The organism is Bartonella sp. AA74HLJMH, from assembly GCF_042197045.1.
GTDB lineage: Bacteria > Pseudomonadota > Alphaproteobacteria > Rhizobiales > Rhizobiaceae > Bartonella.
Window position 1 is genome coordinate 141,187 of record NZ_JBHIRJ010000002.1, and the last position, 14,664, is coordinate 155,850.

The window sequence follows — 14,664 nt, forward strand, 5'->3', positions numbered from 1 at the left end:
CTAAATGGCAATAGAAACCAGAGGTATATTTACTTGGATAGATAATACCGTAATGGAGCCCCTTACAGGGACAATGGATAGCACCATTACACATCACTATTGCGCTTTAGCTGCTCAACTTAAAGAGCTTTGCGCACTTTATAATATATTTATGGCAACATTATGTCTGTGCTCTAGATTTATCATCACTGGTTATAAAAACCGATAACACAAGCATAATTTAAAGATTGTGCTCAAAACTTGTAAAACTGAAAGGAAAAAGGGGAAATATCGATGAATAAAGTTCTCATAACAACATTGCTACTTGGCACTGGAATTATCGCTGCTGGCTGTGAAAAAACCTATAGCGTAGCAGAATTTAAAAAAGATGAAAAATTACGCTTAGAGTGGGATGCTAAATGTGGATTTGCAGGAACTTCAAAAAATTGTGAAAACATGCGGTTAGCATTTTTAGAACTTCAGAAAGAATATGAAGCAAAAGCAGCAGAAAGAAGCCGTAAAATTGAAGAAGAAAATCGCAAAATAGATGAAAAGTTTCAAGCTGAACAAAAAGCTTGGATTGAAAAAATGAGAGCTAATACTCAAAAAATACTCGAAAAACAAAGAGCGGAAACACGCGCTGAAGAAGAACGAAGAGCAAAAGAGCGCGCGGCAGAAGAACAACAGAATAATAATTAAGACATAATGAAGAGCGGAGCATCTAAATGGCAATAATAACGAAAGGCGTATTTACTGACATAGATGATATGTTGATGGATCCCCTTACAAAAACAATGGATAGCGCCATTACACATCGCTATTGCGCTTTAGCTGCTCAACTTAAAGAACCTTACAGACTATACAATAGATTTATGGCAACATTATGTCTGTGCTCTAGATTTATCATCACTGGTTATAAAAACCGATAACACAAGCAGAATTTAAAGATTGTGCTCAAAACTTGTAAAACTGAAAGAAAGAAGGGGAAATATTGATGAATAAAGTTCTCATAACAACATTGCTACTTTGCACAGGGCTCATCACAGCTGGATGTGAAAAAACTTATAGCGTCGCTGAATTTAAAAAAGATGAAAAATTACGCCTAGAGTGGGATGCTAAATGTGGATTTGCAGGGACTTCAAAAAATTGTGAAAACATGCGGTTAGCATTTTTAGAACTTGAAAAAGAATATGAAGCACAAGCAGAAGAAAGAGAGCGTCAAGCGGAAGAGAACGATCGCAAAAGATATGAAGAATTTATGGCGAAACAAAAAGCTGATCTTGAAAAAATGAGAGCAGAGACTCAAAAAATACTCGAAAAACAAAGAGCAGAAACACGCGCTGAAGAAGAACGAAGAGCAAAAGAGCGCGCGGCAGAAGAACAACAAAATAACCATTAAGACATAATGAAGAGCGGAGCATCTAAATGGCAATAGTAACCAAAGGCATATTCACTAAGATAGACAATATGTTGATGAATCCCATTACAAAAATAATGGATAGCACCACTACACATCGCTATTGCGCTTTAGCTGCTCAACTTAAAGAGCTTTGTACACTCTATAATATATTTATGGCAACATTATGTCGCTGCCCTAGATTTATCATCACTGGTTATAAAAAACCGATAACACAAGCAGAATTTAAAGATTGTGCTCAAAACTTGTAAAACTGAAAGGAAAAAGGGGAAATATTGATGAATAAAGTTCTCATAACAACATTGCTACTTGGCACTGGAATTATCGCTGCTGGATGTGAAAAAACCTATAGCGTCGCAGAATTTAAAAAAGATGAAAAATTACGCCTAGAGTGGGATGCTAGATGTGGATTTGCAGGGACTTCAAAAAATTGTGAAAACATGCGGTTAGCATTTTTAGAACTTGATAAGGAACGTCAGGCACAAGCAGCAGAAAGAGAGCGTCAAGCGGAAGAGAACAATCGCAAAAGATATGAAGAATTTATGGCGAAACAAAAAGCTGATCTTGAAAAAATGGAGGCTCATACTAAAAAAAAATTAGAAGAACAAAGAGCAAAACGACGTGCTGAGGAAGAACAAGAAGCAAAAGAGCGCGCGGCAAAACAACAACAAAATAACCATTAAGACATAATGAAAAGCGGAGCATCTAAATGGCAGTAGAAAGCAAAGGCATATTCACTAAGATAGACAATATGTTGATGGATCCCCTTACAAAGACAATGAATGACGCCATTGTCAATCTTTCATCAAGCTTAGGTGCTCCGCTTAAACTGTCTTGTACAATCTACATTATATTTATGGGCTACAATATCATCTATGGGCGCTCTTCCATGCCCTTATGGGAATTTATAGTGACAACTTTCAAACTCGGCATCGTTGTTTCACTTGCCACAAACGCCGATGTTTATAATGAGTGGGTCAGTGGTATATTTTTCCATGATCTGCCGAATGCCATTGCAAATGTCACACAAGGAGCACATGTGGATCGAAATGTATGGGACAATATGATAAACAAAGCTGGAGCACAGGTTTTGGACGCAGCAAACCAGTACACAGGTCTGACTCAAATGGGGAAGTTTATTGCGACATGGATTGCTGGTTTTATCTGCCTAGTTGCTGCTATCTTATTTTGTCTAGTCGGTTTTGTTGTTTCATTATTTGCTAAATTGGGTTTGTTTCTTGTCATATCAATAGGACCACTCTTCATAAGCCTCTATATGTTTTCCTCAACCAGAAAATTCACAGAAGCATGGTTAGGGCAAGTTGCAAACTTCATCATTTTATATGTGTTAGTCGTGCTGCTTGGTGGTTTATATGTCAAGATTTCAATGGACGTTTTTTCAGGAGATATTACAAATATCTTCACTACTTTAATTCAGTTCTTGGTTGTTGGTATTGGTGGTATTCACCTTTTCCTCAGACTCCCTGATATCGCATCAGCTTTAGCCTCTGGGGGAGCCTCCCTTACAGGATCAGGACCAGTCGCTAAAACAACGGCTCAACTAACAGGTAAAGCTGCTAAAGCAACAGCCAACACGATAGCAAAGGGCGTTAAAAAATTAGCATCACTATTAAAATAAAAAACTAGCATCACTATTAAAAAAGGTCTAAGTTCAAATGCGGGAATTTAAAAAAATTGGGATTATCTTACCATTTCTCTTTCTCAGTGGCTGTGTGTCTTCACCAAACACACTGAAGTCACTCCCAAAATGTGATGGATATTCTAAACGTCCACTCAACAGATCAATGTGGAATTGGGAAGGGAAAAAACCCACGCCCACACCCATTATCATCAGTAACAACACCCCTTCACCCCTAAAAGAAGGGAAGCTGGAAATGCTTCTGGCACAAAAATTAACGGATGAAGAAATCAAATCTTACAAAAATTGCGGGCAAAAAGCATGAAAGAAAAAGACATAGAACAATACATTGCTGAAGCGCGCTCGTTCGATCAAGATCGCATGCTCGCCTCACGCCGCACCACCCGCGTCTCGCTTGCCATTGCCGGCATCGCGGTTGCTGTTGCAATAATGTCTTCTCTCGCAGTCATCACCCTCACACCCCTTAAAACCGTGGAACCTTTTGTCATCCGCGTCGACAATTCAACCGGCATTGTTGAAGTTGTGGAAGCCTTAAAAGAAGGTCCCACCAATGTCGACGAAGCAATCACACGCTACTTTGCTGCAAAATATGTCCGCTGCCGTGAAGGCTTCACCACAGAAGAAACACAACACAACTTCCAAACCGTCTCCCTCCTCTCTTCCTCTGAAGAACAGGAAAGATTTGCCAGCTGGTATGGAGCAAGAAATCCCCAAAGTCCTCAAATTCTCTATAAACACGCCGCTGTTACAATAACAATAAAATCAATCTCCTTTATCAATGACGATGTTGCCCAAGTGCGTTACTACAGAACCATTCACGACAACGACAACAACAAAGAATTCATCACCCACTGGGTTGCAACACTTACCTTTGAATACATCAATGCCCCTATCTCTGTCCAAAACCGTTTGATAAATCCTCTAGGGTTTATTGTTAGTGAATATAGAACCGATCCGGAAGTGGTCAACTGATCATGACAAAAAAAATTCTTTTTCTCATTCTTAACATCGCTATTACCCTTTCTTTAACGCCTAGCCATGCCAGTATTTTTCCCACCCGCGCGCCAAGCGATAGCCGCATTCGCTTTATCAACTATGATGCCTATAATGTCACAAAAATTATTGGCTCCATACGCTCATCGGTACAAATAGAATTTTCTCCCAATGAAGAAATTGCCCATGTGGCAATTGGCAACAGCGTTGCATGGGAAGTCGCTCCCGCTGGCAATATTCTTTTCCTTAAAGCGCGGGAAGTCCAACCCATTACCAATCTCCAAGTCGTCACCACAAAGCTTGATGGCTCAAAGCGCTCCTATCAATTTGAACTCATGGTCAAAGATGGGGAAATTTCATCTGGACAAGAAACATATTTCCTTGTGAAATTTCGCTACCCACAAGAAGAAGCAGAACAAAGAAGACTCGCAGCCCTTATGCGACAAGAAAAACAACAAGCCCAGCGTATCGATAATGTCTTCAACGCTTCTGAAACCTATGGACCACGCAATTGGGCTTACACCGCTCAAGGATCGAGCGTGCTCGAACCCTCCTCCGTTTATGACAATGGCAAAACCACAACATTTACATTTCCAGACAACCAAGAAATCCCTGCCATTTACATTGTCAGCAATGACGGTACAGAATCGCTGGTTCCCAAAACCACAAGAGGCAACATGGTGATAGTCCATGCCATTAGCGCACGCTTCACCCTAAGACAGGGAAAAAACGTCCTATGCGTCTTTAACGAAGCCTATCAACCAAAAGGCACAAATCCAAATACCGGAACAACCTCACCATCTGTTGAACGTAAAGTTGCATCAGATCTTTAAATAAGCGGGAATTGAAGGGGACAACACATGAGTGATAAACCAATCATCGAAGATCGCGGATCTATTGGGGATGGCAAAAACAATAGCGCCAAAACCGCTGGCAAAAAAATAGTTGTCGCAATAGCCTGTATAGGAATCTGCGGCTATGTGCTCTGGAACATCTTATCCTCCCCCACAGAACAAAAAGACACCGCAAAAGCTCATAAAAAACAAGAAAAAAGCTTTCACAATTCCCTCGCTCCTTTAGAGCTCGCCCCCTCTGACCCGCGTGCAAACATAGCACCAATAACCTTACCACCCCCACAACCACTCGCACAAGAACCCAAAAAAGATGACCCACTACTTGATGCCGCAAGACGTGCCCCTGTTTTAGCTTTTGCCAAAGGCTCTAAATCTCAATTAAAAGACATCGTCAACACCACTCTAAACCCCTTTGACAAACTCCATGCCCTTGAAAATCTCGCGAATGCGCAAAATTCTCCTGCCCTTCAAGACACACAAAATTTTGCAACCCTATTAAAACCGACCACAACAGAAGAAGCAAAAGCAAAAGCAAAACTCATCGGCAATAGAAACTTTATCATCGCCATGGGAACCTCTATTCCCTGTATCTTAGAAACCGCATTAAACAGTGAGCAACCAGGCTTTGCAAGCTGCATCATCAACCGTGATATCCTCTCTGACAATGGGCGCGTTGTTTTGCTTGATAAAGGAACCCAAGTGATTGGCGAATACCGCGGAGGGATAAAACAAGGTCAATCTCGCCTCTTTGTACTCTGGACAAGAGCAAAAACCCCAACCGGTGTCATCATCGACCTTGCCTCACCCGCAACAGACAGTTTAGGAAGAGCTGGTTTTGATGGCAACATCAACACCCATTGGTGGGAACGCTTTGGCTCTTCCCTTTTGTTGACCGTTATTGATGGTGCCACAACAGTTTTAACAAATAAAATAGTAGGCAATTCCAATAAAGAAGGTTCAAACAACTCTGGAGGCGGCGGTTTTGAAGGCGCAAACAACACTGGAAAAGAGGCCGCCAGTATTGCTCTTGAAAATCAAATCAACATCCCTCCTACCCTAGAAAAATTTCAAGGCGAACTGGTCAACATCTTTGTAGCAAAAGATCTCGATTTTTCCTCTGTCTATAAACTAGTCGTAAAGAGCAAAAGAAACCGCTCTACTCCCAGCTATTCCTTTTTTCATTAAGCCAATAAAGTCACATTATGCCATCAGCAAAAAATGCAGAACGCGCCTCCATCGTTTTAACAAAATTAAAGATCTTAGATGACTTCCTCAATGATGACAATTTATTTGAAATTGTCATCAATCGCCCTGGCGAAGTAATCGTTGAGGGTCCCAATGGTTGGCAAACCCACATCTTAAAAGAGCTAACCTACAGCGAACTAGAAGGGATTGCAAAAGTTGTTGCTGCCTACACAACACAAAAAATCAGTGTAGAAAACCCCGTTCTCTCCGCAACACTGCCAAACAACGAACGCATACAAATTGTTATGCCTCCAGCTGTTGCAGCCAATACCATTAGCATGACCATTCGTAAACCTTCATCACGCACTTTTTCTCTTGAAAGTTTACATGAAAACAATCTGTTTTCTGTCGCCCAAAACACCAGTTTCACACCCACGCAACAAATGACAGAACGATTATCCGAACTCTCTGATACAGACAAAGAGCTAACAGATCTCTTTATCGCCAAAGATTTTTGCACCTTTTTAGAAAGAGCCGTTATTACACAACAAAATATCTTAATATCGGGCAAAACCGGTTCTGGAAAAACAACCCTCTCCAAAGCTTTGATTGCAAAAATCCCTGACTATGAACGAATTCTCACCATTGAAGACACGCCAGAACTTGTCGTTCCGCACGCCAACAAAGTGCAGCTCTTTTATTCAAAAGATAACCAAGGCTTAGCAAAAGCAGGCGCAAAAGAACTGCTTGAATCAGGATTACGCATGCGCCCCGACAGAATCCTTCTACAAGAGCTGCGTGATGGTACAGCCTTTTACTATATCCGTAATGTTAATTCTGGTCACCCCGGCTCCATTACCACCGTCCACGCCTCAACAGCCCTTGCAGCCTTTGAACAAATGACCCTTTTAGTCAAAGAAAGTGACGGTGGTGGTAATTTAGCACGCGATGATATCCGCGGCTTATTAATCTCGATGATAGATGTCATCATCCAATGTAAACGCCTCGAAGGAAAATTTCGTGTAACAGAAATCTATTACGACCCCTTCAAACGCCGTGATGCTTTTTAAAAACTGTCGAAATGACTTAAATAACTCATTCATATCTTTCGCAAAGTATACATCTTATCCTTTTGCATTCTTTTCAAAAATTTTAAGCGTTTTCGCATTAGAAATAGACATATCAAACGGCAATCCTCTTTCATCAACAACCTTAGCTAAGGAAATTCGTATGAAATCAGACACCGTAAGTCCTAAACTTGCTAATATTTCACCAGCTTCTTTTTTCAACTTCTTATCTATTTTTGCTCGAACAACATCTTTTGAATCTACGGCTATGCCCATAGTAAACCTCCTTTAGTTACCTTCTTATGTATGGCTCAAATGAGTTATTATAACAAGTTTCTAATGTTCTAAATTTCTTTATCGTGTAATTTCTTTTGACATTGTTTGCGCTATCACATTGTTTAGCTCTTTCGTATGTATCTGTTGCAAAACTTTAACTGCTGTTTGAAGCTCTTTCACAAGCTTTTTATCTTGAGGCTGATTTGGCATGATTGCTTTTGACAAGTCAAAGTCTTGTTTATGAATAGCATCCTGTCCAAAACGTTTATCTAAAGCACTTTTCAGCTTTAAAAATTCTTCACCAACCTGCTCTGGTATCTTTGAATAACTATCACGACCAGCTTCAACATTTTTCATAAAAGTCACTGCTTCTTGTGAAAGTGACGGAACCTCTACTTTTAACTGTTCACGCTCCCGTGTAACACTAACCATCAGCGTCTCATAAGAATTCTCATAAAAGGATTGAAGCATTTTAATAGAAGAAATAGCAAGAGGAACATGATAAAGCGCTTCTTTTCGTTCTTTTCCTGTAGCCTTCAATTTATCGATAAAACGATCTGATCCACGCAGTTCGCCCGCTCTATCAGGTGCCCTATCCAAAATATCAGAGAGTTTATCGCCTTTCCCTGCTAAAATCGTTTGCTCAATCCTAAGCGCAGCCTCTTGTGGATCTTTATAAATAGATGCTAAATGACTGTTTAACTCCTTAAACATATCAATGTAAGATTTTTTATTTCTAAGAGCGCTTAGCACCTTCTGTTCTAGATTAGAGTTATCCGTATAAGCCGCAAGGTATGGGGCTTTTTCCGTTGTTTTTGATGCAACATTCAAATCATTTTGTAATTGTTCAAGTTCTTCTTTTTGACGTTTAGCAAAACTTGTCTTTTCTCTATCCCAAGGAGTTTCAATCTTCTCTTTTTGTTGTTCCAAGCACTCTTTATTAAGATCAACGCAAAAAGCAATATTTTTGCCAATACCTTGAGAAACATCATCCCTTTTATTTTCTGTAAACTTGGTAAGGTTCTTATAGATGAGTGCAGACAGATATTCTGAATTACCAAAATGTGCTTCAATTGACGCACGTGTCATTTCTTGTCGCTCAATACCCTTCCAGTTGATATGATAACCAGCTTCACGAGCAAGTTGCACCATAAATTCGCGCTGAGTACGCCCATTCCCCTCTCGAAACGGATGCAACGCATTCAACTCGCCCATGTAATATCCAGCCCTTTGGCTAAAGTCATAAGCACCAAGACCACGCAGATACTGTTCTTTTGCAAGCTTTTTTGTAATCTTCGGTGCATAACTTTCAATCTGATTATAACTAGCAAACATACTATTGCCTTTGGCAATATCCACTAAACGAACTTGTCCCGCCCATTCATATATGTCGCCAAACAGTCTTCTATGAATCTCTTTCATGTAATCCAGATCAAACTTACCACCAATAGGAGTATGTACAAATTCGAAAGATTTCACATAAGAAATCGTAGATTCTACACGTTGCAGCGTGGCTTTGTCTTTAATACCAAACCGATTATACATCACACCAGTTTCAGGATCAGTATAAGGATCACCGCTCCCCTTATACTTCTCCACGTTTTACCCTCTCCATATAATCTTTGAGGATATCACTTGTTTCAAACTCTCCAATAATAACACGTTCCATTTGCTCAACGACTTTTGGATCTGGCTCTAATCCCTCTAAACGTTGGCTTGCCAATGCATTTTCAGCATAGAGGCGACGCAGCTTAATTTCCTCTTCACTCAACATATTAAAACCCTCCTTTGCTTATATTTATTATAGCCAAACAGACTATAGAAACAAGATTTTATTCCTTGTCTTACCCGCGTTACATCTTTTGACCTTGTACGCTCATACGCATGATTTAGCTCTTGTATACGTTTCTGTTGCAAAAACTTAACTGCCATTTGAAACTCTTTTATGCAATCTTGATCATGGGACTGTTGTTAAGGATTTTTTTTTGATAGATCATAATTTGTTTGCATAGTAAGCCAAGCACGTGCTGTGCTTACACCAGCCATTTCAAGCCTAATAGCAAGATTAGCACTCATAGCGGCTTTTTCATTTAAAACTCTAGAAAGTGCTACACGAGATATACCAAGCCACTCTGCTGCTTCATTAAAGGATAAACCAAGCTCTTTGATCACATCTTCACGCAATAATTCACCGGGATGTGAAGGATTCTTCATCATTGTTTAGACCTGCTTTTTGATGATAATCCAGATAATCAAACATTTCGACATCTATGCTATCAAAGCGAAATATTACGCGACAATTTCCCTTTACAGTAATTGACTAATAATCCTTGAAATCGCCCTTTAGCAGATGTAATTAAAAGGACGGATAACTCAAATCTTTTGGCGATACATCTACTTCAAAAGCACCTAGAATACGCTTTAATTTTTGAGCATGGGCGGTTCTAATCCCTTCAGTCGTACCAGTATTATAGAAGGCTTCAATCCTTTTATGTTTAAATCTTAAAATTGTAAATGAATATAGAGTGTACCCTTCCAAGATCCAAAAAATGTTCATTATTTTTACATCACATGGCTTTTTTACTTTATAAACATTAGAACTGTCGTGAAAAAATTGCTCATTCTCATCTCTTTCTCATTATTCTACTAATTATTGGAAAAGTATAAGTTCATAATTAGGAGGAGCTAAACGTAATAGGAGCGTATCATATCTCCAATTGGCAGCGGCACTTAGAAACATCAAGATGATATAACCACAATGATCATTGCTGTTTGATGTTCATGGGGCGCTGCACCCGCTGTATGTCCAGTAAAAAGAATGAATAACACTAATAAACTCCCCCCCTACAAACTCTGTTAAACTAATAACCGATTTACGAATAAGTAAAAGAAAAAGGAAAATCAAAAAAAGGCATATTTTTTATATCTTACGAACTATAGAGAAATCTATACGCATTGTAGTTATTAGAATTAGACTTTTCCCTTTTTTATTTAATTTGTTCGTAGATAGAGTATCCATTACCGTTATTACATCACTAACAAAGTTAATAATCATACCTTTTGTAATTGCCAAAATCCCGCATTAAAATCAGACCTTTATTCAAAGATGATCTGATAATTTTCTCAAAAAATTCAAGATTCCTCAAGTGCAGTCCCCATGCGTACATCATGATGAATAATAACATCCATCAACTCTGTCACGACAGTGTCCAATACTTCTCGTGCATCGCCTTCAGCCATAAGGCGGATAACCGGCTCCGTTCCAGAAGCGCGGATCACCAGCCGTGCCTCTTTTCCCAACCGCTTCTCTGCTTGATCAATGGCCGCTTTGACGGGATTTTTTTTCAAGACATTTTTATTTTTAATCGTTACATTTTTTAAAATTTGCGGTACAGGCTCAAACCGTTTACACAATTGGCTCATAGGGCTTTGACTTTCCTTCATACAGGCTAAAATCTGCAATGCAGCCACCAAGCCATCACCCGTGGTACCAAAATCACTAAGCACGATATGGCCAGAAGCCTCACCACCAACATTATATCCCTTTTGGCGCATGGCATCGACAACATAACGATCTCCAACTTTTGTCCTTACAAGGTGCAACCCTTTGCTATTCAAGAAACGCTCTAGTCCAAGATTTGACATAATCGTTGTGACAACACCATTGCACCGTAATCGTCCCATTTTATGCCAATTTTCAGCAATTACAGCAATCAACTGATCTCCATCAACCGTTTGTGCTTTTTCATCCACAATGAGAACACGATCTCCATCTCCATCAAGAGCAATCCCCACATCAGCACGCACTTCATGCACTTTTCGTTTTAAAGAGCTTAAATCGGTTGATCCACATTTTTGATTAATATTGGTCCCATTGGGTTCATCATGAATAGCAAAAACCTCAGCCCCCAATTCCCATAAAGCACGGGGAGCGGCTTTATAAGCAGCCCCATTAGCACAATCCACAACAATACGCACAGTATCTAAGCGAACATCACGCGGCAAAGTTCGTTTGGCATATTCAATATAACGATAAATATCTCCCTCAACCCGTTTTGCATAACCAATTTCGGCAGAACTTGCTAAAGATTTTGAAAGATCTGTATCGATCAATTGTTCAATTTTGGCTTCCATATCATCTGAAAGTTTAAAACCATCAGGACCAAAAAGTTTAATTCCATTATCATAGAACGGATTATGAGAAGCAGAAATCATCACCCCAAGATCCGCTCGCAAAGAGCGGCAAAGCATTGCAACAGCAGGGGTTGGCACTGGACCCAATAAAAAAGCTTCCATCCCCGCAGCAGTCAATCCTGAAACCAAAGCGTTTTCTAACATATAGCCAGATAATCGTGTATCCTTGCCAATCACCACACGATGAGATTGATGTTGTGAGCGAAATAAAACCCCTACAGCCATCCCCACCTTCATGGCAAAATCGGGTGTCATAGGAAATGAATTGGCTTTCCCCCGAATTCCATCTGTACCAAAATATTTTTGCACCATGCCTCTTTCCTTTAATATATAATTCTTCCCTTGTTTTTTTTAAAACCTAACAAGCCCCCTTGGTACAATAGTCCTCCTCTCCCCGTATAAAATCAGATCATTGATCTAATCCTTCATGCATTTAAACAATCAAGCCCCCTATTCACCATCTACACATCTAAACCACTCTCAAGCAATTATGTTTACACCCTCACACATAAAAGCAATATTATCTCCTCAAAATGCTCTATACATCCCTTTAACACAACCAACGGATAATTTCACACACTTGCTAAATCCGTAAAGAAACCCAGCACCAAACCTCATACCCTACCAAATCAGCAAGGAAATCTATCGCCTAACCTTACAACCCCCTACCACATTAGAAAAGCAACAGTCCACCTCGCCTTGTAGCATGCTAAAGCCGCCATCATACAACGGCTTTGCTTAATTTTTTGCTTTCATATTTTTGCAAATATTACAAGAAAGGCGCAAACAAAACTTGCGCCTTTCTCAAAAAAATTAGAAGTTTTCCTAAAACATCGTCACTCAAGCAATATTAAATAATTCTTATTTTTCTTTATCATGTCCCGCAGTATTGGACTTCTTTTCAGCATTACTTTTAGAGCGGTTGACTGATTTTGTGGTGCCTTTTGTGCTTTGCGCTTTTTTCTCAGTCTCATCCGATTGCACTTCTTTAGACTGAGCCTCCTTAGGCTCAACATTACCGGATTTTGCTGTTTTTTTCCCAACAGCTGCCTCTGCTTTGCCTGCCTCGCCTTTATCTGTCTCTGCTTTATGAAGCACTGTTTTAGGGGCTGCTTCAGCGTTTTTTTCATCTACCACTGTTGTCTCTGTCTTCATTTTTCCAGTTTTTGGAACAGAAGACCCCCGTGGCGCAGCACCCTCATCTTTCTGTGTGCGTGAAGGAGGCTTTCCTGCAATAACTTCGTTAATTTCAGCTCCCGTTAAAGTCTCATATTCCAACAAACCTTGTGCCAAAGCAAACCATTCTTTTCTTTTTGTTTTCAAAATGTTTGTCGCATTTTTATAGGCATCATCAATAAGCTTACGCACTTCCATATCAATCATGCGCGCTGTTTCTTCAGAGACATTTTGTGTTCGCGCAACAGAATGACCCAAAAAGACTTCATCTTGGTTATCGCCATAAGCTACATTTCCAAGCAGATCAGAAAATCCCCACCGTGTGATCATCGCGCGAGCTAATTTCGTTGCTTGTTCAATATCAGAAGAAGCACCAGATGTGATATTTTCCTTTCCAAACTTTAATTCTTCAGCCACACGTCCACCCATCATAATGGCCAGACGAGAAATCATCCACCGATAACTCATAGAATAGCGATCGCCTTCAGGCAATTGCATCACCATTCCCAATGCTCTTCCCCTTGGAACGATTGTTGCTTTGTGGACAGGATCAGCAACCGGCACATTAAGAGCCACAATAGCATGTCCTGCTTCATGATAGGCAGTGAGTTCTTTTTCCTCTTGTGTCATAGCGGTTGAACGACGTTCCGCCCCCATCATCACCTTATCTTTGGCATCTTCGAATTCTTGCATCGTGACAACTCTTTTATTACGGCTTGCAGCCATAAGAGCAGCTTCATTGACCAGATTCATCAGGTCCGCACCAGAAAATCCTGGTGTTCCCCTTGCCAAAATTTTCAAATCAACGTTAGGCGCTAAAGGCACGTTGCGCACATGCACTTTCAAGATTTGTTCACGCCCAGAAACATCAGGGTTTGGCACAACAACTTGTCGGTCGAAGCGCCCTGGTCTTAACAAAGCGGGATCAAGCACATCGGGACGGTTTGTTGCAGCAATAAGAATAATACTTTCATTGGGCTCAAACCCATCCATTTCGACAAGCAACTGGTTTAAGGTCTGTTCACGTTCATCGTTTCCACCGCCAAGACCAGCCCCCCTATGGCGCCCAACAGCATCGATTTCATCAATAAAGATAATACAAGGTGCATTTTTTTTAGCCTGTTCGAACATATCGCGCACACGGCTTGCCCCAACACCAACAAACATTTCAACAAAATCAGACCCTGAAATGGTAAAGAATGGCACATTGGCTTCACCGGCCACAGAACGTGCTAGCAAAGTTTTACCGGTTCCTGGAGGACCAACAAGCAAAACACCGCGTGGGATACGCCCCCCTAAGCGTTGAAATTTTTGTGGTTCGCGTAAAAATTCAACAATTTCTTGAAGATCTTGCTTTGCTTCTTCAACGCCAGCAACATCTTTAAAGGTAATACGTCCTTGCGCTTCATTAAGCAATCTTGCTTTCGATTTCCCAAATCCCATTGCACCGCGTGATCCATTTTGCATTTGCCGCATAAAAAAGACCCACGCCCCCACGATAATAATAACAGGCAACAAGGAAAAGAGGAGATTGAGGAAAATGCTATTTCCAGAGCTTTCAGGAATAGCTTTAACATTGACGTTTTTGCTTTCCAATTTTTGTATCAAACCTGGATCGCGAGGAGCATAGGTTGAAATAGCTCTATGTTCAATGGTTTTTCCTGTTAATTTTTGACCTTGAATGGTCACAGATTTCAACTCATTATTCTCAACTTTTTGCAAAAATTCAGAATAGGAGACTTCTCCACCACCAGAACGTTGGCTATCTCCATTAAAGAGAGAAAACGACACAATCAAAATCAAGGCAATAACTCCCCAAATAAGGAGAGAGCGGTAATTGGAATTCATATTCAGCCCACTTAA

General features: G+C 40.3%; 18 protein-coding genes. 12 read left to right on the top strand and 6 right to left on the bottom strand.

Features of this window, described 5'->3' with window-relative positions:
- Nucleotides 1-4: 4 nt before the first annotated feature.
- From ACFINH_RS02195 to virB11, 12 genes are all read left to right on the top strand, one after another.
- On the top strand, nt 5-208 hold the full coding sequence (locus ACFINH_RS02195; protein ID WP_375632004.1) for a hypothetical protein: 204 nt from the start codon (nt 5-7) through the stop codon (nt 206-208).
- 65 nt (nt 209-273) lie between these two features.
- Nucleotides 274-678 carry an EexN family lipoprotein gene (locus ACFINH_RS02200; protein ID WP_375632006.1) on the top strand — a complete coding sequence of 135 codons (405 nt, stop codon included), beginning with the start codon at nt 274-276 and terminating at the stop codon, nt 676-678.
- Nucleotides 679-704: 26 nt separating this feature from the next.
- A complete protein-coding gene (locus ACFINH_RS02205; protein ID WP_375632008.1) occupies nt 705-908 on the top strand; it encodes a hypothetical protein in 204 nt (67 codons plus the stop codon).
- A 65-nt stretch (nt 909-973) separates the two neighbouring features.
- Nucleotides 974-1,378, top strand: coding sequence for an EexN family lipoprotein (locus ACFINH_RS02210; protein ID WP_375632010.1), 405 nt, complete (start codon nt 974-976; stop codon nt 1,376-1,378).
- Between the two features lie 26 nt (nt 1,379-1,404).
- Nucleotides 1,405-1,647, top strand: a complete 243-nt coding sequence (locus tag ACFINH_RS02215) for a hypothetical protein (protein ID WP_375632012.1) — start codon at nt 1,405-1,407, stop codon at nt 1,645-1,647.
- A gap of 27 nt (nt 1,648-1,674) precedes the next feature.
- The gene (locus ACFINH_RS02220) at nt 1,675-2,079 is read left to right on the top strand and encodes an EexN family lipoprotein (protein ID WP_375632014.1); all 405 of its coding nucleotides are present in this window, start codon (nt 1,675-1,677) and stop codon (nt 2,077-2,079) included.
- A gap of 26 nt (nt 2,080-2,105) precedes the next feature.
- The gene (locus ACFINH_RS02225) at nt 2,106-3,035 is read left to right on the top strand and encodes a type IV secretion system protein (RefSeq protein ID WP_375632016.1); all 930 of its coding nucleotides are present in this window, start codon (nt 2,106-2,108) and stop codon (nt 3,033-3,035) included.
- Nucleotides 3,036-3,072: 37 nt separating this feature from the next.
- Entirely contained in the window at nt 3,073-3,360 is a 288-nt protein-coding gene (locus tag ACFINH_RS02230; protein ID WP_375632018.1) for a type IV secretion protein VblB7, read from the top strand.
- On the top strand, nt 3,357-4,028 hold the full coding sequence (locus ACFINH_RS02235) for a virB8 family protein (RefSeq protein ID WP_375632020.1): 672 nt from the start codon (nt 3,357-3,359) through the stop codon (nt 4,026-4,028). The genes ACFINH_RS02230 and ACFINH_RS02235 overlap by 4 nt, the downstream gene beginning before the upstream one ends.
- A gap of 2 nt (nt 4,029-4,030) precedes the next feature.
- Nucleotides 4,031-4,882 carry a P-type conjugative transfer protein VirB9 gene (gene virB9 / locus ACFINH_RS02240; protein WP_375620970.1) on the top strand — a complete coding sequence of 284 codons (852 nt, stop codon included), beginning with the start codon at nt 4,031-4,033 and terminating at the stop codon, nt 4,880-4,882.
- Between the two features lie 27 nt (nt 4,883-4,909).
- Nucleotides 4,910-6,088, top strand: a complete 1,179-nt coding sequence (gene virB10, locus ACFINH_RS02245; RefSeq protein ID WP_375632022.1) for a type IV secretion system protein VirB10 — start codon at nt 4,910-4,912, stop codon at nt 6,086-6,088.
- A gap of 17 nt (nt 6,089-6,105) precedes the next feature.
- The gene (gene virB11 / locus ACFINH_RS02250; RefSeq protein WP_375622633.1) at nt 6,106-7,158 is read left to right on the top strand and encodes a P-type DNA transfer ATPase VirB11; all 1,053 of its coding nucleotides are present in this window, start codon (nt 6,106-6,108) and stop codon (nt 7,156-7,158) included.
- A 54-nt stretch (nt 7,159-7,212) separates the two neighbouring features.
- On the opposite strand, the gene ACFINH_RS02255 is transcribed toward virB11, so the two are convergent.
- The 6 genes from ACFINH_RS02255 to ftsH all read right to left on the bottom strand — a co-directional run bounded on the left by ACFINH_RS02255 (nt 7,213) and on the right by ftsH (nt 14,649).
- Complete coding sequence (locus ACFINH_RS02255) at nt 7,213-7,431, bottom strand: type II toxin-antitoxin system RelB/DinJ family antitoxin (RefSeq protein ID WP_375632025.1); 219 nt, start codon at nt 7,429-7,431, stop codon at nt 7,213-7,215.
- A gap of 78 nt (nt 7,432-7,509) precedes the next feature.
- Entirely contained in the window at nt 7,510-9,030 is a 1,521-nt protein-coding gene (gene vbhT / locus ACFINH_RS02260; protein WP_375632027.1) for a type II toxin-antitoxin system protein adenylyltransferase VbhT, read from the bottom strand.
- Nucleotides 9,017-9,205, bottom strand: a complete 189-nt coding sequence (locus ACFINH_RS02265; protein WP_375632029.1) for an antitoxin VbhA family protein — start codon at nt 9,203-9,205, stop codon at nt 9,017-9,019. Before ACFINH_RS02265 ends, vbhT begins: the two co-directional genes overlap by 14 nt.
- Nucleotides 9,206-9,402: 197 nt before the next feature.
- Entirely contained in the window at nt 9,403-9,648 is a 246-nt protein-coding gene (locus tag ACFINH_RS02270; RefSeq protein ID WP_375632031.1) for a HigA family addiction module antitoxin, read from the bottom strand.
- 915 nt (nt 9,649-10,563) lie between these two features.
- The gene (glmM, locus tag ACFINH_RS02275) at nt 10,564-11,937 is read right to left on the bottom strand and encodes a phosphoglucosamine mutase (protein ID WP_375613213.1); all 1,374 of its coding nucleotides are present in this window, start codon (nt 11,935-11,937) and stop codon (nt 10,564-10,566) included.
- Between the two features lie 549 nt (nt 11,938-12,486).
- Nucleotides 12,487-14,649: an ATP-dependent zinc metalloprotease FtsH gene (ftsH, locus tag ACFINH_RS02280; protein WP_375632033.1), complete on the bottom strand. Its 2,163-nt coding sequence runs from the start codon at nt 14,647-14,649 to the stop codon at nt 12,487-12,489.
- Between the last annotated feature and the right edge of the window lie 15 nt (nt 14,650-14,664).